Origin of the sequence: Olleya sp. HaHaR_3_96, from assembly GCF_019278545.1 — a bacterium.
Lineage (GTDB): Bacteria > Bacteroidota > Bacteroidia > Flavobacteriales > Flavobacteriaceae > Olleya.
On the sequence record NZ_CP058987.1, the window covers coordinates 3,379,061 to 3,403,231 of the forward strand.

The window sequence follows — 24,171 nt, forward strand, 5'->3', positions numbered from 1 at the left end:
TTTGAGACGTCATACATAACACTTTTAATACTAGATCAATTATTAAATACAACCAATAAACACATAACAAAATAACCGATGTGAGATTACAATAATCACCACATCGGTTATAAGTATAAATATATTAAAGACAAGTTATAAAGAGCTCTTAAAAAAGTATCTGTAACGAGCAAAAGATCTACTAAACTGCTGTTTTCTTAATTTTAATAATACGTAGTTTATCTAAAACAACCATTATTAAGTAAGTAAAATCAATTTCAAACCAGCGTACTCCAAAGTTTGCACGTCCACTATGTGAGTGGTGATTATTATGATACCCTTCTCCCATCATTAAAATATCAATGGGTAATAGATTTTTAGAAGTATCGCTAACCTTAAAATTACGGTAACCGTAAATGTGAGCAAACCAGTTAATAATAACACCGTGGATCGGAGCCATAAAAAAGGCTACTGGCAATAATAACCATTGCCACCAAGCGGTTGCAAAAACAATAAAAAACACGATATAAGCTGCTGCCCATGATAATCTAGAAATTCTTGAACTTGCTATTTTATCAAATGCCTTCCACTGTGGTACGTTTTTAGTAAATTTATCCGCTACTGCAATACGCTTTTTATTAATGTCTTGATAAATGTTTTTGGTACGCCACATCATCGTGAACAAGTTACTATCGTATTTAGGAGAATGTGGATCTTTTTCGGTATCTGCATACGCATGGTGCATCCTATGCATTACGCCATAACCATAAGCACTTAAATAGTTAGAGCCTTGAAATACCCATGTTAATACAAAACAAACGCGTTCTGTAACTTTAGACATTGTATATGTTTGGTGCGCTGCGTAACGGTGCAAAAAGAAGGTTTGAAAGAACAAACCTGTGTACCATAAAATAATGATAAAGATTATAATAGTCATAGTCTTTGTTTTATTACAAAGGTCTATAATAATAATCAGAAATAAAATGAACCTAAGTTAAGAAATACGCTTTCTAATTCGGCTTAACGCCTGTGGTGTCACACCAATATAAGAAGCAATATACTTCAGCGGAATCTCTTTTATTAAGTTGGGACGTTCTGTAAATAAATTAAGGTAACGGGTTTCTGCAGACTCATTTAACAAAGACTGTTCTCGTTTTGATTTGATCAAAAATAAACGCTCTGAAGACAAGCGACCAATAACATTACCTGCAAAACTTTTCTCATATACTTCCTGTAAATCTTGATATGAAATACTCCACATGGAAATATCTGTTAGCGCTTGCAATTTGTAAAGTGATGGTTTTTTAGTAAGAAATGAATCATACGCACTAACAAATTCGTTTTTAAAACAAAAACCAAAAGTTAAATCTTTCTTTTCTTCTTGTTTCGGAATTAAAAAGCGCGCAATACCTTCTTCTATAAATGAGATATAGTTTTCCGTCTCTCCAACATCTAAAATAGTGGTCTTTTTTTTGAAGATTCTATTTTTTAATTTAGAAGAAAACAATTGCCAATCTGCATCAGAAATGGAGACCGTTTTTTCTATATATTCTCTAATGTTTACCATATTTACTTATCGTTTGCAAATATCGCCATATAATTTAATAGTTATATTAATTTTGACTTAAATACTGTGATCGTTTTAAGAAATAAGTCCTAATATTAAAATTAATGGTAGATTTTTATTTTTTTTAAACTTTATTGAATAAAATCCTTCCGAATTCATGCTTTTTAGAAAGCATGAATCCACCTTCTCTGAAAAAAGAGAAGGAATACTTACTGTTATGGGCTTACTGAGGTTTGATTACTCTTAAATAAAACCCTTCCGAATACTTACTGTTGTGGTTTAATTAAACTAATATTTAGAAAATATAACAATTATTAAAATCACATAAAAATAGACTCGTAAGAACAGCCGAGTAAAAGTCTCCTCCTTTTTTTAAGGAGGAGAATGATTTTAAAATTCCCTTAAAAGAATTTTAAAGAAAGAGGTGGTCTTTTTTACTACCAAGAAAACCCTTCCGAATCCATGCTTTTTAAAAAGCATGAATCCACCTTCCCTGAAAAAAAGGGAAGGAATACTTACTGTTGTGGACTTACTGAGGTTTGATTACTCTTATGTCAAACCCTTCCGAATCCATGCTTTTAGAAAGCATGAATCCACCTTCCCTAAAAAAAGGGAAGGAATACTTACTGTTATGGGCTTACTTAACTCTGAATTCTTTTTTAAATAAATAATAAAAAAAAACGCAACCTTTTTGAGGTTGCGTTTTTTGCATTAGGGATAGTAGTGGCATCCTTTTGCCTTTTAGCAAAAGATATAACGGATAGCCCGACACTTTGTAGCTTAAGCGGAAAAGTGTAATGCCCAAATAATAGTTTTATATATTATTATTCAAGATTGCTTCGTCGTACCTTCTCGCAATGACATTACAATACATTATCCATAATATCTTGCACACATTCTGGATTTAGTAATGTACTTGTATCTCCCAAATTATCGGTCTCATTACTAGCTATTTTACGTAAAATACGTCGCATAATTTTTCCGCTTCGGGTTTTAGGTAATCCGTCTGTAAACTGAATTTTATCCAACTTAGCGATAGGTCCTATTTGCTCTGTAATAATTTGGTTTATTTCTTTACGTAGATTCACATGATCTCTACTTTCCCCTGTTTCTTTAAGAGTTACGTAACCATACAATGCGTTTCCTTTAATATCGTGCGGAAAGCCTACAATTGCACTTTCGGATACTGCAGGATGCTCGTTAATAGCATCTTCGATTGGTGCAGTCCCTAAATTGTGTCCAGATACGATGATCACATCATCTACACGACCTGTAATACGGTAATACCCAACCTCATCACGTAAGGCACCATCTCCTGTAAAATACATATTGTCATAAGCAGAGAAATACGTGTCTTTATAGCGTTGATGGTTTCCCCAAATGGTTCTTGCCATACTTGGCCAAGGGAATTTTATACATAAACGTCCATCGACCTGATTTCCTTTAATTTCTTGTCCATGCTCATCCATTAATGCTGGTTGCACTCCAATAAACGGTAGTGTTGCGTAAGTTGGCTTGGTTGGAGTAGCAAATGCGATTGGTGTAATCATGATACCTCCAGTTTCGGTTTGCCACCAAGTATCTACAATTGGTGCTTTTTTCTTACCTACATTATCATCGTACCAATGCCAAGCTTCCTCATTTATAGGTTCTCCGACGGTACCTAAGACTTTTAGAGACGATAAATCGTGTTTTTCTAAATGCTCTATACCTTCTTTTGCTAGTGCTCTAATAGCGGTTGGTGCCGTATAAAACTGACTCACTTTATGTTTTTCTACAATCTCCCAGAAACGTCCAAAATCGGGGTAACTTGGCACGCCTTCAAACAAAACGGTTGTTGCTCCATTACATAATGGCCCATAAACAATATAACTGTGTCCTGTAATCCAACCGATATCTGCTGTACACCAGTACACATCTTCCTCTCTGTATTGAAATACATTTTTAAACGTATACGCCGTATATACCATATAACCTGCTGTGGTATGTACCATTCCTTTTGGTTTTCCGGTAGATCCTGAGGTATATAAAATGAATAATGGATCTTCTGCATCCATAATTTCTGGATCACAATCGTGATAGGCTTCGTCCAATAGTGGTTGCAACCATTGGTCACGCCCTTCTTGCATGTATATATCTGAATTGATACGTTTTGCTACCAATACAGTATTTACATCTGGACACTCCTCTAAAGCCTCATCCACAATCCCTTTTAAATCGATTGTTTTTGCGCCACGATAAGACCCATCTGATGTGATTACCATTTTACAATCACTATCATTAATTCTGGTTGCTAATGCTGTTGAAGAAAACCCTGCAAAAACTACAGAGTGTATCGCACCTATACGGGCACATGCTAAAACAGAGACTGCTAATTCTGGAATCATTGGCAAGTAAATACAAACACGATCGCCTTTACCTACTCCGTTATCTTTAAGCACATTGGCAAATCTACAAACACGCTCATGTAATTCTCTATATGTAATATGAAGCGCTTTTTCTTTTGGACTATTAGGCTCAAAAATAATTGCTGTTTTATCTCCTCTTGTATATAAATGCCTATCCAAACAGTTTTCTGTAATGTTTAATTTAGCGCCTTCAAACCATTTAACTTCAGGTTTAGAAAAATCCCAACTTAAAACGTTGTCCCATTTTTTACGCCACATAAAATGCTCTTCTGCGATTTCTTCCCAAAAGCTTTCTGGGTTTCTGACGGATTTACGGTAAACTTGGTAGTACTCTTCTAAATGTTTTATGTGATAATTACTCATAATTAGTTTAATTTATTAAACACTTTAATTGTGTTTAGTGGGATATTTATATTATTAATTTAGTTTTTTTCTCTAGACACTTCGACTCCGCTCAATCTGACAAACCATACTTATCTATCTTGATGATATATCGGCTGCGCTCAGTGTGTCAATTACTATTTATGTTTTTTGTTAAAAGGTATTGTTTCTCAAAAATCATATATAGTTTATTTATGAATCCCAATACTATGGGTTTTATATACTGTTTTTATCTCGTCTATAATAGTAACATCATCAATGGTTGATGGTATATTATACTGTTGTTCGTCTGCGATATTACGCAACAATTTACGAAGAATTTTTCCACTTCGTGTCTTTGGCAATCGGTTAACAACTAACACCTCTCTAAAAGAAGCGACTGCACCAATTTCTTGACGCACGGCTTGTATAATTTGGTTTTGAATGGCATCGTTATCTAAAGCTATTTCTGTTTTTAAAACTACTAACCCTAATGGTTTTTGTCCCTTAAGTTCGCAATGGACACCAAATACAGCACATTCTGCTACCGATTTATGTGAGGACACAATTTCTTCCATTTCTGCGGTCGATAATCGGTGACCCGCCACATTAATAACATCATCTACCCGACCGGTTATAAATACATAACCATCTTCGTCTTTATAACCACCATCTCCTGAAAAATAATAGCCAGGAAAACGCTCTAAGTACCCAGATTTAAAACGCTCTGGATTCTCCCATAGATTACTTAATGTTCCTGGTGGTAAAGGCAATTTTACGGTAACATAACCTTCTACGCTAGACTGCACCTCTTCACCTTCTTCATTTAAAATCTGAATATCATAACCACTTACAGGTAAACTTGCCGATCCAGGTTTTATCTCCTGCAATCCTACGCCAACCATATTAGCAATCATTGGCCATCCACTTTCTGTTTGCCACCAATGGTCAATTACAGGTACGTTCAACTTGTCTTCGGCCCAATTTAAAGTTGCTACATCGCAACGTTCTCCTGCTAAAAAGAGATATTTCAAACACGACAAATCGAAACGTTTTAACATATGCCCTGTTGGGTCTTCTTTTCGGATTGCTCTAATAGCAGTAGGCGCTGTAAACATTGCTTTTACATTATGCTCGCTAATGACACGCCAAAAAGTCGATGCATCTGGTGTTTTGATTGGTTTTCCTTCAAACAGAATGGTTGTGTTTCGATTTAATAATGGTCCGTAAGCTATAAAACTATGTCCTACAACCCACCCAACGTCACTTGCTGCCCAAAATGTTTCGCCTTCGTTTACGCCATAAATGTATTTCATAGAGAATTTTAAAGCGGTTGCATAACCACCCGTATCTCTAATAATACCTTTTGGTGTGCCTGTTGTTCCTGATGTATATAAAATATATGACGGATGTGTAGACTCTATAGCAACAGCAGCAATGGAGGGCGATGCCTCTACTAAAGTTGTATAATCTATATCGTAGCTTTTCTTCGGAATCTCAACACCTAATTGGCGATCAAAAACGATGACATGTTCTGGTTTGTTATTAGCTTTAGTGATGGCCTGATCAACAAATGGTTTATAAGGTATTATTTTCTGAATCTCTACTCCGTTGGATGCTGTAATTATTGCTTTTGGTTTACAATCGTCTATCCTAATAGCCAACTCATGTGGTGCAAAACCACCAAATACTACCGAATGTATTACTCCTATTCTAGCACAAGCTAACATAGCATATAAGGCTTGCGGAATCATTGGCATGTAAATAATACATGTATCTCCTTTTTGCAATCCTAAACGTTGCAATCCACCTGCCAGTTTTGACACTTCATGATGTAATTGATTAAAAGTGATATGCTGTTTTACATTAGTTACAGGAGAGTCGTAAATAATAGCATTCTGATCTCCAAACCCTTCTTTGATGTGCTTATCAATACACAGATAACTTAAGTTAAGTTGCCCATCTTCAAACCATTGATCATAGTCATATTTATCCTTAGACAATATGGTTTTTGGCACTTTAAACCACTCCAATTGCATAGCTTGTTCTTGCCAAAATTGCGCTGGTTGGTCTATACTTTTTCTATAAAATTCTTGATAATACATAGCTAGACTTTTTTAGAATTAAATAAGCCGAACCAATTGGGATTAAGTACTTTTAATTTGACAAGTGCATAGATTATAAGCACAAAACAAAGCCCCAAAACTATAGATAGCATTGGACTTGTATAGGTTTGACTTTCAAATTTAAACCTAAGATAAAGCGTAGCGATAATATAAATACTAATTATAATATCTGACGCTAATGGGTTGATGTGAAATTTCATGTCTTTAAACTTTAATTAAACTTAGTTTGTTTGCACACAAAACCAATTTTAAAAAAACTTAAAAAACTATTTTAAGTCACTAGTTCCAATATTTCTGAAACTATTTTTTTTACTGAAAAAGGTTTTGTTAAATACTTATCTGCTCCAAGTTTTAAACCTTTTTCAATATCTGAAGCTTTATTTTTTGCAGTTAAAAAAACCACTTTGGTATCCTTTAAACTACCTGTATTTTTAATATGTGTCAAGGTTTGATAACCATCTACATTTGGCATCATAACATCCAACAAAATAATGTTAGGAATATGATGTTTTAATATTTCTAAAGCCTCACTTCCATCTCTTGCTATAAACACTTCAAAACCTTGCTTTTTGAAAGTGTATTCTAACGACATAACAATATTTGGCTCGTCGTCAACAATTAAAATTTTCTTCTTCATACTTTACGATACCAATTTACTTAAAAGGTATCGTAAAAACAAGTGTTGCCCCATTTTTAACGTCTTTTTTTGCCCAAATTTTTCCGTTATGCTTTTCTACGATTTGTTTTGTGATTGCTAAACCCAATCCACTGCCTTGTGGTTTAATAGTATTTTGATGTTTTGACTGGTAAAATTTATCAAAAACAAACTTATGATCTTCTTCCGGAATCCCTTTACCATTGTCTGTTACAGAGATTTCTACCGTTTGATTTCCTAACTTATAATCTACTTCAATAATCCCTGTTTTTGGGTTACAAAACTTGATTGCATTGGATAGTAAGTTGGTTAATACTTGAAGGATTCGATCTTCGTCATAATTAGTATTAAATGCATGTGTGTTTTTATTTACGATTGCAACCTCCTTTTTAGCTGCAATCTGAGAAATACTACTAATCGCTTTAATAATCGTTTTTTGAATATCTTGGTATTGCATATCTAAATGTAAACGTCCCGTTTCAAGTTTTTCAAAATCAAGGATATTATGTATTAATCGTCCTAACCGATCTGAGTCTTGAAGAATATTCTTTAAAAACTGTGCTTTTATTTCTTGTGGCATATCATCATCTTCATCCATCAACAACTCTGTAGCAGCTCGAATACCTGTAATAGGTGTTTTTAGCTCATGCGCCACTGTATCCAAAAATTCATCTTTTTGCTTGTCTTTACTTATTAATTCGTTATTGGCATCTTTTAGTTTTGAAGATAGCTGAGATAATTCATTAGATTTTTCTAATAATACTTTATTACTGACGATGTTTTCCTTGGACTCTTCTAAAATCTTTAAGACTTCGACTAAACTAATTTGCTCTTCCTTGACTACGCTGGCAATTAATATTTTGGCTGAAGCCGAACCAATGCTTCCTGTTAGGAGTTTTTCAGAAAAATTAATTAATCGTGCATCTGCTAGCTGCGTGTCTTGAGGTAATTTGTATTTGGTGAAGAATATGGTCAACGCACGAGTGGCTCTTTTTTCACCTAAAAAACGAATTAATACACTTTTAATATCAGCTACATATGCTTCTCCTTTCCAAACCAATGCACTATCCTGAAGTGTCGTAAAGTTATTACTATCCACAAACATCTCTGCATAGTTACGTTCTCTATAATTTCCTTTGGATGTTAATGAAAACACTAAGTAACTCATGATATTAAACGTCATACTCCAGAAAAAGGCATGAGCCGGTGGACTTAAAAAGTCAATACTAAACAATGCATAAGGCTTTAAAGCTGAAATACCGAATAAACCAAACTGCGTAAAATCGTCTGTACCTGTATAAGCCTGCAATGTAAATGGCAGTACTAGTGTGTACACCGCTATAAAAAATCCAACTAATATACCAATAATTGCTGCTTTAGAAGCACCACGATTCCAATATAAACCTATAAAAAAGGAAGGCGCTAATTGCGAAATAATAACAAATGATATTAATCCAATAGAATACAACGATAATTCTTTTGAGAATAACACATAGAAAAAATACGCTGTAATAATAATTGTAAAAATAGAAATACGACGGATATTCTTAATGTACTTGGAGTTTCGTTCTGGTTGGTTTTTTATAAACTTATCTAAAAACCCATAAGGAATAATCAAGTTGTTACTCACCATAGTAGACAATGCCAAGGTTGATACAATAACCATTGATATTACGGCGGAAAAACCACCTAGAAAAACTAATGTTGCCAAAAACGAATTCCCATTTTCTAATGGTAATAATAACGAGTAATATTCCGCATTTTGAGTCGAGCCAAACGTGATTTTACCGGCCCAAGCTATAAAAATAACAAACAGATTAAATAATAATAAATACAATGGGAACAACCAAATAGCCTTTTTAAGATGTTTTTCTCTGTTATTTTCTAAAACCGAAACCTGAAATTGTCTTGGTAATAAAAATATAGCCATAAAGGACAAGCCAATTAGAAAAAACCAATTAAAGCCATCTTCTATTCCGCTAAGCGTAGTGAGTTGTTTAAAATTTTCAGTTTTTGAAATCTGATTATAAATATCTGTAGTCCCATCAAATAAGTAATAGGTCACATAAACTCCTATAGCCAAAAAGAATACTAGTTTTAAAACCGACTCAAAAGCCACAGTAGCAATGATTCCTTTATGTTTTTCGGAAGCATCCGCATTTTGTGTCCCAAAAAAAGTAGCGAATATCGCTAACAATAAAGCGACATAAAAAGTAGAATCGTCAATGACAGTTGTAGAAACATAACTAGTATCGTCGGACATAATTTCAAACGTTTCGGAAACTGCTTTTAATTGTAATGAAATGTATGGTAAGGTTCCAAACAAACAGACTATAGTTACTAATGCTCCAAGAAATCGACTATTTCCATAACGTAGTGAAATAAAATCGGCAATAGACGAAATTTTATGCTGTTTAGAAATCCTAATAATCTTCCGAAGCACCACAATCCATAAAGGCGCTGCTATAACTGGCCCTAAATAGATTGGCAAAAAATTAATTCCTGAATTGGCTGCAATACCAACACTTCCGTAATACGTCCATGCAGAGCAATACACCGCTAAAGACAGCGTATACACATAAGGATTATTAACCCATTTGCTTTGTTTCTTTTTTTCACCAAGAAAAGCAATGTAAAATAACACCGCTAAATAAATTACAATGATAGCAATTAGTGCGTAGTTATTCATAGTGGCGTTTTAATACGATATATGAAATAACGATAGACACTAACCAAATTGAGAATATTGAAAAATACAAGGATGGAATACCAAAAATGGCGCCTTCAAAGTTAAAGACTAAAATGAATGGAATATTAAAAATTAAACATAATGCTATTGATAATACAACTAGCTTTTGTTCGTGGCGTTTTTTCATTGGAAATTATTATCTAAATATTTTTTTGGTTAGACTTCGACTTGGCTCAGTCTGACATGATTTTAGTCACAGAATTTTGTTTATTCTACTAATATAAGAAATCAGCACTACATAAATGTAATGCTGATTTGCATACTAACTAAATTAAAATTAAGTTCTTTAATTTTCAGCGAACGCTAAAAACGTTTAAAGACCGAACTCAATGCCTTAATGATCCTGAGCTTCTCCAGCTCCTGAAGGGATTCTTATACTTTCAACCATATCTTGCACATTCTGAGGTGGAGCAGGTGTTAAACGTGATACCACTAATGACACCACAACATTTAAAATCATTGCTATAGTACCAAATCCTTCTGGAGATGTACCAAACCACCAATCTTCTTTTGTACCACCACCAAACATGTCGAGTTTAAATTTCATCATGTAGAATAACATTAAAACAATACCGACAACCATTCCTGAAATAGCACCTTCGCTATTCATACGCTTGTCAAATATTCCTAAAATAATAGCAGGAAAAAAGGACGCTGCTGCGAGACCAAATGCTAGTGCGACGACCGCTGCGACAAATCCCGGCGGATTAATACCGAAGTACCCCGCAATTAAGATGGCTACAAAAATGGCTAATCTTGCAACTTTCAATTCGTCTTTATCAGAAATATCCGGCTTTAATTGTTTTTTAACTAAATCGTGAGACACAGATGTCGAAATTACTAACAACAATCCTGCTGCTGTAGATAGTGCTGCTGCCAATCCTCCGGCTGCCACTAATCCAATAACCCAATTTGGTAGGTTTGCAATCTCTGGATTTGCCAATACCATAATATCTCTATCCACATAAAGCTCATTTGAAGCATCACTAACATTAGACACGATACGTTCTCCACTTGCGCCTCTAGCATCTGTATATATTGGTTTTTTACTTGATAAGGCATCACCTGCAACATATTGGATTTTTCCATCTCCATTTTTATCAGACCATGCTATTAACCCAGTGTTTTCCCAGTTTTTAAACCATTCTGGAATTTCTTTATATTCTTTATTACTAACCGTTTCAATTAAATTAGTTCTTGAAAATACTGCAATTGCAGGTGCTGTTGTATATAAAATAGCAATTAAAAATAAAGCATAACCAGCAGATTTACGGGCATCTTTTACTTTTGGCACTGTAAAGAAACGTACAATTACGTGAGGTAATCCCGCAGTACCTGTCATTAATGCTAATGTGATTGCAAAAACATCCCAAGTGGATTTTGTTCCGCTGGTATACTCGTTAAATCCAAGTTCTGTATGTAATAAATCTAATTTATCTAATAGAAAGGCGCCACCTTCAACCTTACCTCCCATTCCAATTTGAGGAATAATGTTTCCTGTCATTTGTAAAGAGATAAAAAATGCCGGTACCATAAAAGCGAAAATTAAGACACAATATTGTGCGACTTGTGTGTATGTGATCCCTTTCATTCCTCCTAATAACGCAAAAGTTAAAACAACCGTCATCCCAATGATAACACCTATATTAATATCTACCTGTAAGAATTGAGAAAACACAATACCTACACCACGCATTTGACCTGCAACATATGTAAAAGATACAATTAATGCACAAATTACTGCTACTGTTCTTGCTGTGTTTGAGTAATATCTATCTCCAATAAAATCTGGCACTGTAAACTTTCCAAATTTACGCAGGTAAGGTGCTAATAATAACGCTAACAGTACATAACCACCAGTCCATCCCATAAGATAAACTGAGCCATCATATCCTGAAAAGGAGATAATACCAGCCATACTAATAAAGGAGGCGGCACTCATCCAATCGGCTGCGGTAGCCATACCATTTGCTAACGGAGAAACACCTCCACCAGCAACATAAAACTCTTTAGTTGAGCCTGCTCGGGCCCAAATTGCTATTCCAAAATATAAGGCAAAAGTAATTCCTACTAATAACCATGTCCAAAATTGTACACTCATAATATCTTATTTTTTAAGTTATTAGCTTAGACTACTCGTCAAAACCGTATTTTTTATCTAGTTTGTTCATTAATCTTACGTACACAAATATTAAAATCACGAATACATATATAGATCCTTGTTGGGCAAACCAAAAACCGAGTTTAAAGCCTCCAAGTCTAAATTGATCTAACTCTTCTCTAAATAAAATGCCACATCCAAAGGATACCACAAACCATATGACAAGAAGTATTGCCAAATATTTAATATTTTCTTTCCAATACGCTGACGCGTGTTTTTGTTTATCACTCATAGTTGTTAGTTTTTATAGATAAATCATAGCTTGAAGCGAAATAGTATTTGCATCTAAAGCTCCAAATTCTTCGTTTTTATATTCTAAAGTTAATTTTGAATTATGTCCACTCATATAAGCGTTAACACCAACACCTAATATAGATCGGTTATCACCTACAGCATCATAACTATGCGTACCGTAACTTACATAAGGTTGAAATCTTGTTTTTGTAACATCGCCTTTAAAGACATAACCAACATGACCATAAATCATACTTCCAGTACCATAAGCACTGTATAAGTAATCCTTACCGTAATCGCTATTTTGATAGGTCGCATAAGCCGTTATTGCACTTCCATTGTCACTAAGTGGCGCATCATAAAAAGCATCTACTGCAAAGATTGAAACATCTTCACCTTCCAAGTTTGGTGCTAATGCTGTACCAGTATCAATTACAGATCCTTTTGGATGCAAGAAGAACCCTGCTCCAACATTAAAAATCTTTTTTCCTCCTAAATAACTCCCCACTTTATAGGGCAGAAAATTAGATTCTTGATCTAAGAAATTATAATCAAAATAACCTGCATATGTTTTGCCTGCATCTTTAGATCCTAAAGTAGCACGACCATTATAAACTGCGTCTCCTCCAGCAACCGCTGTGCGACCGTCCAGTGTTGATACCGCAGCGTCATTAATAGCGACACGATATTGAAGCTTATCAAATTTACCTTTTGCAAAAACACCTAAATGACGTGCAAATTGATCGGATAAACCAATGGTTGCCCAAGATTGACGGTTATTATCCAGCGTCATCATATTAAGTGTACTTTGATTATTTAGTCTTGAAATACCATTAAAATAATGTAACCCCCCACCAACAGTGTGGTCTTTACCTAAATTGTATTGTGCCCAAACATCATGAAAAAAGAGTTGAGACCCATCTCCTTTTCCTGTTGGACTTAATGTAGCACTTGTTAAACTATTTAATCCGAAGTGTGTTACGATTAAAAAGTCCTCATTAATTTGTGCAAACATTAAAATACGAGCACGACGTAAATTAAAATTTAATTTACTGTTTTCGTTTCCGTTTGCATCAAATGTATCGTCTGTATTGTAATTAGCTTGGACTTGCGCCCAAGAAATAAGCCGAAGATATTTAGAACCATCTTCGTTAAATTTAAACTTAAGACCTCCATCGTAATCAGGAGAGCCTTGAGCGGTGATTAATTGAATGGACATTAAAAAGAGTCCAGCCAATAAAAGGGTTTGTTTTTTCATTGTTTAAAGGATTAATTAGTAGTTAATTGGTTTTGTGTGCACTACTAAGCTCTTAAAAACAATGTATTAAAAGAAAATGAATATATTTATTTGTTAAATTACTATACTAATCCTTAAAGCGTTCCCATTTAATCAACATAAATTTATCTCCCAACTCAGTAACTATAACCCCTGCTCCTTTTATGTTTTTTGAATCACTAAAATAAACACCTAGTTCTGAAGCGTTTAAAATCTTATAGGTTGGATGGTAATTAGAATTATATGGCCGTTTAATATTGTACTTTTTAACCCAATTCATGATACTGACGTGAGAGATTCCTAAAATGCGTTCGATTTCTCGGTAAGTCAATCCCTCTAAGTACAATTGCAGTGACTTGTTAACGTAGTAGTCGTCTATCTTCTTACCTATCTTATTAACAGAGAAAAAATAGTTGCATTTTTTGCACTTATAACGCTGTCTATCGTTAACAATTCCGCTTTTAATGTAATGGTCTGATCCACAATTGGGACATAAATCTACAGTCATGTATATTAATTTAGCATAAATATATTAATTTAGCAACAAAATCAACAATGAATTGTTAAATAATTAATTATTACCCATAAAAAAAGCTCTAAAAACAACAATATCATTGATTTTTAGAGCTTAAATTATTAAAATAATAATTTCTATTTAGAATTAACGATTAAAAAACGCCTCTTCTTCTATAGTTAACAACCTAGAATGAATTAAAAACCGAAGTCCTAAAGGGATTTCTAAAGAAAAGCTAGCACCACGCCCTTCAGTGATGTCCACAGTAAGGTGTGTATGCTTCCAATATTCAAATTGATCCTGATTCATATAAAAATTAACGCCTTTTAGCGTTCCTAACAACACATCACTTTCATCTAGATACATATCTCCTTTTTCAAAAACCATAGGCGCAGACCCGTCACAACATCCGCCACTTTGATGAAAAATCAAATCACCATGTTTTGCTTTTAGTTGTTCTAAAACCGTTATTGCCGCTTCTGTAATTGCTACTCTTTCCATAACTTAAATGTATTAAAAAAGGCTGAATTAACTAAATTCAGCCTTTTGTCTTATTAGTAAATGACTTCTAAAAGAACCCTAATTTGTTTTTATCATAAGAGATTAACATGTTTTTAGTTTGACGATAATAGTTTAGCATCATCACATGATTTTCTCTACCAAATCCAGATTTTTTATAACCTCCAAATGGTGCATGCGCAGGATACGCGTGGTAACAATTTACCCAAACACGACCCGCTTTTATTGCTCGTGGAATTTGATATAATTGATGTGCATCTCTAGTCCAAACGCCTGCTCCTAGTCCATAAAGCGTGTCATTTGCAATCTCGATAGCTTCCGCTTCATCTTTAAATTTAGTCACACAAAGTACTGGTCCAAAAATTTCTTCTTGGAAGACTCGCATTTTGTTATGTCCTTCTAAAATAGTGGGTTGGATATAAAATCCATTAGCTAAGTTTCCTTCTAGTTTTCTAGCATCTCCACCTGTTAATACTTTTGCACCTTCTTCTTTTCCTATTTTAAAATACGATTGTATTTTCTCATATTGATCTTTAGAAGCCTGCGCACCAACCATGGTACTTAACTCGTATGGATTACCCTGGATAATAGCATTAGTTCTTTCTACAACACGTGCCATAAAAGCATCATAAATATCTTCTTGCACTAATAATCTAGAGGGGCACGTACAGACTTCCCCTTTATTAAAAGCGAATAAAACCGCACCTTCAATAGCTTTATCTAAATAAGCATCATCATGATCCATAACAGAATTAAAGAATACGTTTGGCGATTTCCCACCTAATTCCATAGTTACAGGATTCAGATTTTTAGACGCATACTGCATGATTAATTGTCCCGTTGTCGTTTCTCCTGTAAAGGCTACTTTGTCTACTTTAGAACTTGACGCTAAAGGTTTTCCGGCTTCTGGACCAAAACCATGAACAATATTTACAACTCCCGGAGGAAATACTTCTGCGATTTTTTCCATTAACAAAGTCGCACTAGCAGGCGTTTGTTCTGCTGGTTTTAAAACCACACAATTACCAGTTACTAAGGCTGGCGGTAATTTCCAAGACAACATTAACAAAGGAAAGTTCCATGGGATAATTTGACCAATAACACCTAAAGGCTCTTTAATATTTAATGATAAGGTGTTCTGATCTAATTCTGATGCACTACCTTCTTCCGATCTGATACAAGCAGCAAAATAACGCCAATGGTCTACTGCCAAAGGGATATCTGCATTTAATGTTTCTCTAATTGGCTTTCCGTTATCACATGTTTCTACTATAGCAAATTCTTCTAAATTAGCTTCAATAATATCTGCTACCTTATTTAATAACGTCGATCTTTCTGTTGCAGAGGTATTTCCCCAAGCTTCTTTAGCTGCATTTGCTGCATCTAAAGCCAGCTCTACATCTTCTTTTTGAGAACGTGGATATTTTGCAATTAAGCTATTATCGATTGGAGAAGTGTTTTCGAAATATTGACCTCCTATAGGTGCAACAAATTTTCCGTTTATAAAATTGCCATATTCCGCTTTAAACTCGGGTTTTGAATAACTCATATAAAATTATATTAAATTAGTAATTAGATAATTTTTTATCTTAAAAAATATATTATCTTTAGTTTTGATAAAGTTATTTTATCAAATCCGAAGTTTATTGCACGTATTTATCATAGTTGTGAACATATCTCTTATTAACAGATATGTTAACTAAAATTTTGTAACATTGAATATGAAACCGCTTTTAAATCAACATTTAAACACTAGAAAACTAACCACTTTAGTAGAAAACAGAACGACTTATAGTGCTGACTATGCCGAACTTAACATCTACGAAACACACGCTTTCGCGGAAAAAGTCTCGTTAACATTTAATTTTCCAATTATAGCAAGTATGCTATCTGGCCAAAAAGTTATGCATATTGATGGTTATGACTCTTTTGACTTTTTTCCAGGCGAATCTGTAGTTATGCCTTCTAATAAAGAAATGGTTATTGACTTCCCCAGTGCAACACAGAATAATCCAACACAATGTTTAGCGTTAGGAATTGATGCCTTTAAAATTGATGAGGTTGTTGAAAAATTTAACCAGCAAGTCGCTATTGAAAATGAGAATAATACTTGGGATTTAGACCAAACCACATCACACTTAATAAATAATACAGATGTTAATCATTTAATAGAACGCCTGACTTATACTTTTACAAACAATAATAAATCTAAGGATGTATTGTTGGACTTAATGATACAGGAATTAATTGTTAGACTATTACAAACCAAAGCCAAGTCTTTAATTATTAATGATCCTAATCAGGTTTTTAACGACACCAGAATAGGCACTGTCATTAAATATATAAAAGAGAACTTAACTGATAAAGATATTAGTGTTGATCTGCTGGCTAAAAAGGCTTACATGAGCACATCGCACTTCCATAAACAATTTAAAAACACCTTAGGCATCTCTCCTATTGATTATATAAATTCTGAAAAGATTAAATTTTCTAAAAAGTTAATTAAAGAATCTAAAGATTTTAGGATGTCCGAAATTGCCTTTAAATCTGGTTTTAATAATACCAGTTACTTTAATAGACAATTTAAAAAAATGGAACTAATGACGCCGCAACAATTTAAGGCGTCAATTAATAAAATCTAACCTCTTTCTTTCCTCCGCAACATGCTGTAGTATTATTTTATTACAACTGAATTCTTTTAGAATACATATAAAAACAGTAAAGTACAACGACTTACAATTTTAGATTTTATTATCTATTAACTATAAGTGTAATCTATCGAAAATACAGTTTACTATTTCTGTAACAGTTTAAAAAAAATTATATTCGTTTTCTAAATAAACGCTATGCCCAAAATTACAGTTTGCCTTATTCTAACCTTATTTTCTTTTCAATTTTTATTAGCTCAAAAAAAAGCAGACCCAACAACATCCGAAAAACTATACGCTGAGCAATTAAAAACTCAATTTCCAGATGACAATATCGCTTTAGACGCCAGCGATGACGTACTTAGTTTTAGTTATGATAAAAACACTGATAAAGTAACCGTTAATCACGTTTTAAAAGAAACACTTATTAATTTAGATTCGCGATCAGATATTCAATTATACTGTGTTTATGATGATCAAACTGAGATAAATACATTCAACATAACATATAAAACAAATAAAGACGCTTATTTTCGGATTATAGATGAAGCTTATACTAGTCAAGATCTCTTTCATGTCGATACTCGTGTAAAATATACTAATATAGATTTTCCTTTATTAGGATATAAGTACCATAATACCATTGATAAAACATATTTAGATGTAAAATATTTAACTAAATTATATTTTAATGACAATTATCCTATAGTAAAAAAGACTATTAAAATTGAAGTCCCTGACTGGTTAGATATTGAATTAAAAGAAATGAATTTTGATGGTTATGACATAATTAAAACAACAAAAAGTAATTCAAAAAGAAAGTCCAAGACGCATACTTATAGTATTGAAAATATAAAAGCAATGTCTAAAGAAGAAAATGCTCCTGGGCCAACTTATATTTATCCTCATATTTTAATACTTGCTAAATCATATACTATAAAAAATGACAAAAAAGTGCTTTTTGCAAATACTCAAGACTTATACAATTGGTATAAATCACTGGCCAATGAGTTAAAAAATGATAATTCATTACTAAAAGACAAAGTTATTGAACTAACAAAAAACGCAAAAACTGATGAAGACAAAATAAAAAACATCTATTACTGGGTTCAAGATAATATTAGATATATCGCTTTTGAAGATGGTATTGCTGGATTCAAGCCTGATGAAGCATCTTCGGTATACACTAAACGTTTTGGAGACTGCAAAGGAATGGCAAACTTGACTAAACAAATGCTTGTTGAGGCAGGTTTTGACGCTAGATTAACCTGGATTGGTACAAAAAGAATTGCATACGATTATTCTATACCAAGTTTATCCGTTGATAACCATATGATATGTACATTATTTAAAGATGGTAAAACTATATTTTTAGATGCTACAGAAAAATACAATCCTTTTGGAGAATATGCGGATCGAATTCAAGGTAAGCAAGTTTTAATTGAAGATTCTGATAAGTACATCATAAAAACGGTACCCAATAGTAAAGCCTCATTTAATAAAGAAGTTTTTAATTACGACCTATCATTACAAGGAGAAACTATTATAGGAAATGTTACAAAACAATATAATGGAGAAAGTCGATCTGGCTTGCTGTATTACTTTAACACTATTAAAAATGACAAAAAAGATACATTTTTAGAGTATTTTTTAAATGAAGGAAATAATAATATTACTGTTTCAAACATCAATACTAACGACTTAAATGATAGGGAATCAAATATTGACATTTCATATAACGTCAAAGTAAACAACGCGATATCCTCCTTTGATAACACATTATATGTGGATTTAGATTTTGATAAAGAATTTTTGAATTATGATTTTAAAGAACGGGAGACAGATTACATTTTTAGTGCTAAAAAACATATAGAATCTAATACGCGATTAAAAATCCCTTCAGGATATACTGTTTCTGAGTTACCGAAAAATATCAGTATAACAAATGAGAACTATAATTTATCAGTCAGTTTCTTAAAAGAAAACGATATTATAAAATATAATAAATCTTTCACTATTACTAATGCTAAAATTGAGAAAAAAGATTTCCCGCAATGGAATGATTTTATCTCACAACTGACAAATTTATATAAAGAACAAATTATCCTAACCAAGCAATAATGAAAAAACTACTAATTATAACACTCGCTTTTATTCTTTCGACTCAATTATATAGTCAAACAAAAATTGAAGAAAAAGCCGAAGCTTTTTTTTGGGGAGCAAACGACACACATAAATCTAGTTTTGACATTCCCGAAAAATGGGTTAATGAATCTGCAGTAATTCTATATAAAAATGAAAATTACGATTTCCACAAGTTTGGAAAAAATGTAACCTATACAACTTCCATAAGAAAACGTGTAAAATTATTAGATGCCGCTGCAGTAGAAGAATTTTCTGAGTTTTCTTTTGTTAACAGATTTAGATCAAACAAAGGACGCTACACTTGGAAAAGCAAAGGCGATAACGTAATTGGAGTAAAAATAGTTAAATCCGATGGGAAAGAGATTATTATTGATGTTTCTAAAGATGCTATTGAAGTCGATGGGGAAAATAAATTAGCCATATCTAATCTTGAAGTTGGAGATATTATAGATTATTACTTTTACAAAGTAGAACCTTTCAAATCTACTTACCCTGTAGGTTTTGACCCTGTTGAAAACACCTTATCTGAAGAATACCCTATCTTAGAATTTAAACTGTTTTTTGAAACTGAAAATGATTTCTTTTTAAATTTTAACACCTATAACGGTGCTCCTAAATTACAAGAGCTAACTTCAGAGAAAAACAACCAACGTCGTTATAAATTAGAAGTCAATGATATTGAAAAAAGAGAACTTCCTATTTGGTTTTATTCACTTTTAGAATTACCATCCTACAAATTTCAAGTTTTCTTTGCAAGAAGAAGTACTTACGAAAAAAAGGCCTTAGCCTTTTTACCCTCAAAAGAAGATATCGTAAAAGAAAGTGTGTCTCAAGAAGAAGTTTTAGAACTTTATGAAAACCGTTTTAAACCGCAAGGAGATATTGGAGATCTTAAAGATTTCTTCAAAAAAAAGGACTATACCGATGACTCTAAAAAAGTTACAGATGCATATTACTATATGCGCCATTACTACTTAACGCGATTTATTGAAGCTTTTTTTGTAAATGAAGCAAGTATTCTAAACAATCCATTTGCTTACTATGGCAATTCCCCTGTATTTATTCAAAATGAGAAACAATTTATCCGACACTTCACCTCATTTCTAAAACGTCAAAAAATAGATTATGATATTGTAATTGCTAAGAAAAAATACGATGGTACTATAGAGGATCTTTTAATAGAACAAAATGTTTCTGTCCTTTTAAAAATAAAAACACCATCTCCTTTATATCTTTCCTTTTTTGGTCCACATACAAGCATCAATCAGTACTCTCCTTATTTAGAAGGTACAGATGTTTATTTACTTTCTAATTCTAAAGGTCGCATTGAGGGTATTACTAAAAGTAAGTTACCGAGTTCAACTTATAAAGATAATGTAATACAAAAAGAAATCTCTTTATCATTAAATCAAGATTTCTCAAATATAAACGTAGCAACAATAAATAAATTTAAAGGCCATTTTAAAGAAGACGAACAATACTCTACATTATTACTTCACGATTATGTAAATGAAGACTACAAAAAATATGGCACAGAATCTTTACTAGAACTTATTCGTAATAAAAAGGTAAAAATAAAATTTGAAAAAGAGTTTAGCGCTTTAATTGAAAAACTAGAAGAAAGACAAAAAGAAAATCTTAAAAAAAGTATTGAAAGTGAATTTAATATACCTGATGCTAAAGATTACAACTTTAATATTAAAAGTACTGGACGTTATGGTTTAGACTCCTTGTTCTCATTTGAAGAGACTTATAGTATAGAAAATAGTCTAATTAAAAAAGCTGGTCCAAATTATATTTTTGAAATCGGAAAATTTATTGGCGGTCAAGTTGATCTTGATAAAGATCAAAAAGTAAGAACGGAAAATGTACATATGACCTTTCCGAGATCTATTAGTTACCAAATAAAACTAGAAATACCAGAAGGCTATAACGTTAATGGATTAGACAAATTAAATAAATCTGTAGATAATAGTGCTGGTTCCTTTATTAGTACAGCAAAACTCGAAGGAAACCTTCTTATCATTGACACTCTAAAAGTGTATAAAAGTTCTTTTCTTCCAAACAAAGATTGGCCATTATTAGTCCAATTTTTAGAAGAAGCGTTACAATTTACTCATGAAAAAATTCTTTTAAAGAAAGCTTAAAATAATAATAAAGGCCACATATAAACATATGCGGCCTTTATTATTTTACTTAATATCAAACTAAACAAACCATGCCTTAGTGTTAAACAATAGATGTTCTCATAGCTTTTGTTATTCTCAAACTCTTATTCAATAATAATTTTAGTAGCGTAAGATTTGTTCTTACTCTTCATTTTAACAAAATAAATTCCGGAAGTAAATTCAGAACAATTTACGAAAACCGTCTTGTCTATAGTATCTCCAAGTGTTAATGCTAACACTTGCCTCCCAGTTACATCATACATAAACAACATCCCAGAAAAATCTACTGAGAAATTAAAGTTTAAATAGTCTGACGTTGGATTTGGATACATTTTAATTCCATTAGCCATAGTTAAACTCTCTACTGATAAAGCAGGGCATTCACCAATAGCTTCGCCATTATCCTCGTATGTATTACATTGCCAAACAACACCATCATCTGTTCTTTTTGGACCAAACTGGTGATCTCTACCAAATAAATTATTCAAGACAGAAACATTTGTAGGCACCCCATACCCATTTCCTTTGTCAATTATCTGAACACTATAGCCACCGCCATTAATCCAGTTGTCTTCAATTAAAATATCATCAATAGTACCAACATTAGTAGACATAATGATACACTGACTATTATGATATCCAGGTTCGTCATACGGCATTGCAAAATTATTCCATCGTATAACCCCATTATTACCCGCTACCATTTGTACACCATCCGCATGCGCATCGTCTATATAGCCTAATTTATAAATATAACATGATTCTATTAAAAAATTACTAGAAGGTTTAAATCCATCAGCTCCACTATCCCAAACTTTACATCGTTTGGCTGTAAAATCACTACCATAAACCGCTGCGCTTGACATACCTCTTATTTCGCAATCTTCAATTAATATATTCTCATGACCATAATTACATCGTATACCATAAGTACCCGTTGTATTAATCAAACAATTCCTAATAATTACATTTGGAGCTTTAATATTTAAAGATCCATTTATAATTAAATTTTCTAAAATAGCACCATCTTCAATAATATTAGCATCACCCGTATATAGTGTTAATGTCCCAGTTGTACCAGTATTATTTGCGTCTGGTTTTACTTGAGAAAATAGACTGGATGTTGAAAGAAATAAAAATAAAAAAGTAAAAAAATGTTTCATGTAGTTTTTTTAAGAGATTAGTTAATATAATGATATACGTGAAAAATTATTTTTTAGATTATTTTCAACAAAAAAAGCTTTCTATCAATGAGGATATTACTTATAAATCTTTCATTCTACTAAAATAATCCTTTGCTGCTTTTACTACTCGTGGTGATAAAATTAAAGTTGCAGTCATTGTTGGAATTGCCATTAAAGCAAAAACACCATCAATTAAATTAATCATTAAAGCCAAGGATGTTGTAGCACCTAAAATGATACTCACGATATAAAAGTAATTGTAATAGTGTTTATTTTTATCTCCTATCAAAAATGATAGACATTTACTACCGTAATAAGAGTACGAAAATAAAGACGACACACTAAACACCACAATACAAATTAACAATAAATACTTACCATAAAGAGGCATAGCACTACTAAATGCTTTTGCTGTTAAACTCACTCCGTTGGCATCTGTGGTTTCCCAAACACCGGTGACTAAAATAGCTAAAGCTGTTAGTGTACATACTATTAATGTATCAATTGCGGGTCCTAACATGGCTACTAAACCTTCGCGAATCGGCTCGTTAGTTTTTGCTGCTCCGTGGGCCAAAGGCGCTGTACCAATACCTGCTTCGTTTGAAAATGCACCACGTCGGATTCCTAAAACGATCAACCCACCTAAAAGACCTCCTAAAAAAGCATCTCCTTTATAATTTTCTGCTGCAAAAGCATCTGTAAAAATCAACTTAAAATACGTTGGCACGACTTCCGCATTAGCGAACAAAATAATAAGTATCAATACAAAATACAACAATACCATACTTGGTACTAATTTGGAGGCCACTTTACTTATTCGGTTTAAACCTCCTAAAATCACAACAGAAGTGATCGCGACTAACACCAATCCAATAATTAAATTTGAAGTGAAATTTACAGCAATCCCATTAGGTTTTAAAACAATATCATTAATAGCTTGTGTTAATTGGTTTACGTTAAACACCGGTAATGCCCCAATTAAACCACAAGCACTAAAAAACATAGCTAATGGTTTCCAATTTTGACCTAAACCTTCCATTATAAAATACATGGGACCACCTTGGGTGTTACCTTCACTATCCTTACCACGATACATTATAGCTAAACTTGAGGTAAAAAACTTGGTAGACATACCAACTATAGCACTAATCCACATCCAAAACACAGCACCTGGTCCTCCAATGGATATCGCGACTGCGACACCTGCAATATTCCCCATACCAATAGTTGAGGACAATGCTGTTGTTAAGGCTTGAAAATGAGTGATTTCTCCGTCATCATCTTTATTATCATACTTACCACGCAACACTTGTATGGCATGTCCTAAATATCTAAAAGGTAAAAATTCGGATAATATTAATAGATATAATCCTCCTCCAATTAACAAAATTAACAATGGTAGTCCCCAAACAAAAGAGGCAAAATCTCCAACCCACTCATTTATTTTATCATACATATTATCCTAAAGTTTTAGACTT

The 24,171-nt window shown here is 32.9% G+C and carries 18 protein-coding genes; 3 read left to right on the plus strand and 15 right to left on the minus strand.

Annotation, left to right across the window (positions count from 1 at the left end; translation table 11 throughout):
• Positions 1 to 181: 181 nt before the first annotated feature.
• From H0I26_RS14840 to H0I26_RS14900, 13 genes are all read right to left on the minus strand, one after another.
• The gene (locus H0I26_RS14840; protein ID WP_218699779.1) at positions 182 to 916 is read right to left on the minus strand and encodes an acyl-CoA desaturase; all 735 of its coding nucleotides are present in this window, start codon (positions 914 to 916) and stop codon (positions 182 to 184) included.
• A gap of 57 nt (positions 917 to 973) precedes the next feature.
• Positions 974 to 1,546 carry a Crp/Fnr family transcriptional regulator gene (locus H0I26_RS14845; protein ID WP_101018932.1) on the minus strand — a complete coding sequence of 191 codons (573 nt, stop codon included), beginning with the start codon at positions 1,544 to 1,546 and terminating at the stop codon, positions 974 to 976.
• A gap of 863 nt (positions 1,547 to 2,409) precedes the next feature.
• A complete protein-coding gene (gene acs / locus H0I26_RS14850) occupies positions 2,410 to 4,317 on the minus strand; it encodes an acetate--CoA ligase (protein ID WP_218699780.1) in 1,908 nt (635 codons plus the stop codon).
• A gap of 206 nt (positions 4,318 to 4,523) precedes the next feature.
• Positions 4,524 to 6,419 (minus strand): acetate--CoA ligase, encoded by a 1,896-nt coding sequence (locus H0I26_RS14855; protein ID WP_218699781.1) that lies wholly within the window; start codon positions 6,417 to 6,419, stop codon positions 4,524 to 4,526.
• Positions 6,420 to 6,711: 292 nt separating this feature from the next.
• A complete protein-coding gene (locus H0I26_RS14860) occupies positions 6,712 to 7,077 on the minus strand; it encodes a response regulator transcription factor (RefSeq protein ID WP_218699782.1) in 366 nt (121 codons plus the stop codon).
• 16 nt (positions 7,078 to 7,093) lie between these two features.
• On the minus strand, positions 7,094 to 9,784 hold the full coding sequence (locus tag H0I26_RS14865; protein WP_218699783.1) for a sensor histidine kinase: 2,691 nt from the start codon (positions 9,782 to 9,784) through the stop codon (positions 7,094 to 7,096).
• Entirely contained in the window at positions 9,777 to 9,971 is a 195-nt protein-coding gene (locus tag H0I26_RS14870) for a hypothetical protein (RefSeq protein ID WP_218699784.1), read from the minus strand. Before H0I26_RS14870 ends, H0I26_RS14865 begins: the two co-directional genes overlap by 8 nt.
• Before the next feature lie 207 nt (positions 9,972 to 10,178).
• Positions 10,179 to 11,945 carry a sodium:solute symporter family protein gene (locus tag H0I26_RS14875; RefSeq protein WP_090838693.1) on the minus strand — a complete coding sequence of 589 codons (1,767 nt, stop codon included), beginning with the start codon at positions 11,943 to 11,945 and terminating at the stop codon, positions 10,179 to 10,181.
• Between the two features lie 31 nt (positions 11,946 to 11,976).
• Entirely contained in the window at positions 11,977 to 12,237 is a 261-nt protein-coding gene (locus tag H0I26_RS14880; RefSeq protein ID WP_090838695.1) for a DUF4212 domain-containing protein, read from the minus strand.
• A 12-nt stretch (positions 12,238 to 12,249) separates the two neighbouring features.
• The gene (locus tag H0I26_RS14885; protein ID WP_218699785.1) at positions 12,250 to 13,497 is read right to left on the minus strand and encodes a hypothetical protein; all 1,248 of its coding nucleotides are present in this window, start codon (positions 13,495 to 13,497) and stop codon (positions 12,250 to 12,252) included.
• A 106-nt stretch (positions 13,498 to 13,603) separates the two neighbouring features.
• Positions 13,604 to 14,023: a terminase gpP N-terminus-related DNA-binding protein gene (locus H0I26_RS14890; protein WP_218699786.1), complete on the minus strand. Its 420-nt coding sequence runs from the start codon at positions 14,021 to 14,023 to the stop codon at positions 13,604 to 13,606.
• Between the two features lie 153 nt (positions 14,024 to 14,176).
• Positions 14,177 to 14,530, minus strand: coding sequence for a DUF779 domain-containing protein (locus tag H0I26_RS14895; RefSeq protein WP_218699787.1), 354 nt, complete (start codon positions 14,528 to 14,530; stop codon positions 14,177 to 14,179).
• 67 nt (positions 14,531 to 14,597) lie between these two features.
• On the minus strand, positions 14,598 to 16,097 hold the full coding sequence (locus tag H0I26_RS14900) for an aldehyde dehydrogenase family protein (protein ID WP_218699788.1): 1,500 nt from the start codon (positions 16,095 to 16,097) through the stop codon (positions 14,598 to 14,600).
• A 172-nt stretch (positions 16,098 to 16,269) separates the two neighbouring features.
• Between H0I26_RS14900 and H0I26_RS14905 the strand changes: the two genes are divergently transcribed.
• The 3 genes from H0I26_RS14905 to H0I26_RS14915 all read left to right on the plus strand — a co-directional run bounded on the left by H0I26_RS14905 (position 16,270) and on the right by H0I26_RS14915 (position 21,488).
• Positions 16,270 to 17,190 (plus strand): AraC family transcriptional regulator, encoded by a 921-nt coding sequence (locus tag H0I26_RS14905; RefSeq protein WP_218699789.1) that lies wholly within the window; start codon positions 16,270 to 16,272, stop codon positions 17,188 to 17,190.
• Between the two features lie 204 nt (positions 17,191 to 17,394).
• Complete coding sequence (locus H0I26_RS14910) at positions 17,395 to 19,317, plus strand: transglutaminase-like domain-containing protein (protein ID WP_218699790.1); 1,923 nt, start codon at positions 17,395 to 17,397, stop codon at positions 19,315 to 19,317.
• Positions 19,317 to 21,488, plus strand: coding sequence for a DUF3857 domain-containing protein (locus tag H0I26_RS14915; RefSeq protein ID WP_218699791.1), 2,172 nt, complete (start codon positions 19,317 to 19,319; stop codon positions 21,486 to 21,488). Before H0I26_RS14910 ends, H0I26_RS14915 begins: the two co-directional genes overlap by 1 nt.
• A gap of 125 nt (positions 21,489 to 21,613) precedes the next feature.
• Here H0I26_RS14915 and H0I26_RS14920 read toward each other — a convergent pair whose 3' ends face one another.
• Entirely contained in the window at positions 21,614 to 22,672 is a 1,059-nt protein-coding gene (locus H0I26_RS14920) for a right-handed parallel beta-helix repeat-containing protein (RefSeq protein ID WP_218699792.1), read from the minus strand.
• A gap of 100 nt (positions 22,673 to 22,772) precedes the next feature.
• Positions 22,773 to 24,149 carry an alanine/glycine:cation symporter family protein gene (locus tag H0I26_RS14925; RefSeq protein ID WP_218699793.1) on the minus strand — a complete coding sequence of 459 codons (1,377 nt, stop codon included), beginning with the start codon at positions 24,147 to 24,149 and terminating at the stop codon, positions 22,773 to 22,775.
• Between the last annotated feature and the right edge of the window lie 22 nt (positions 24,150 to 24,171).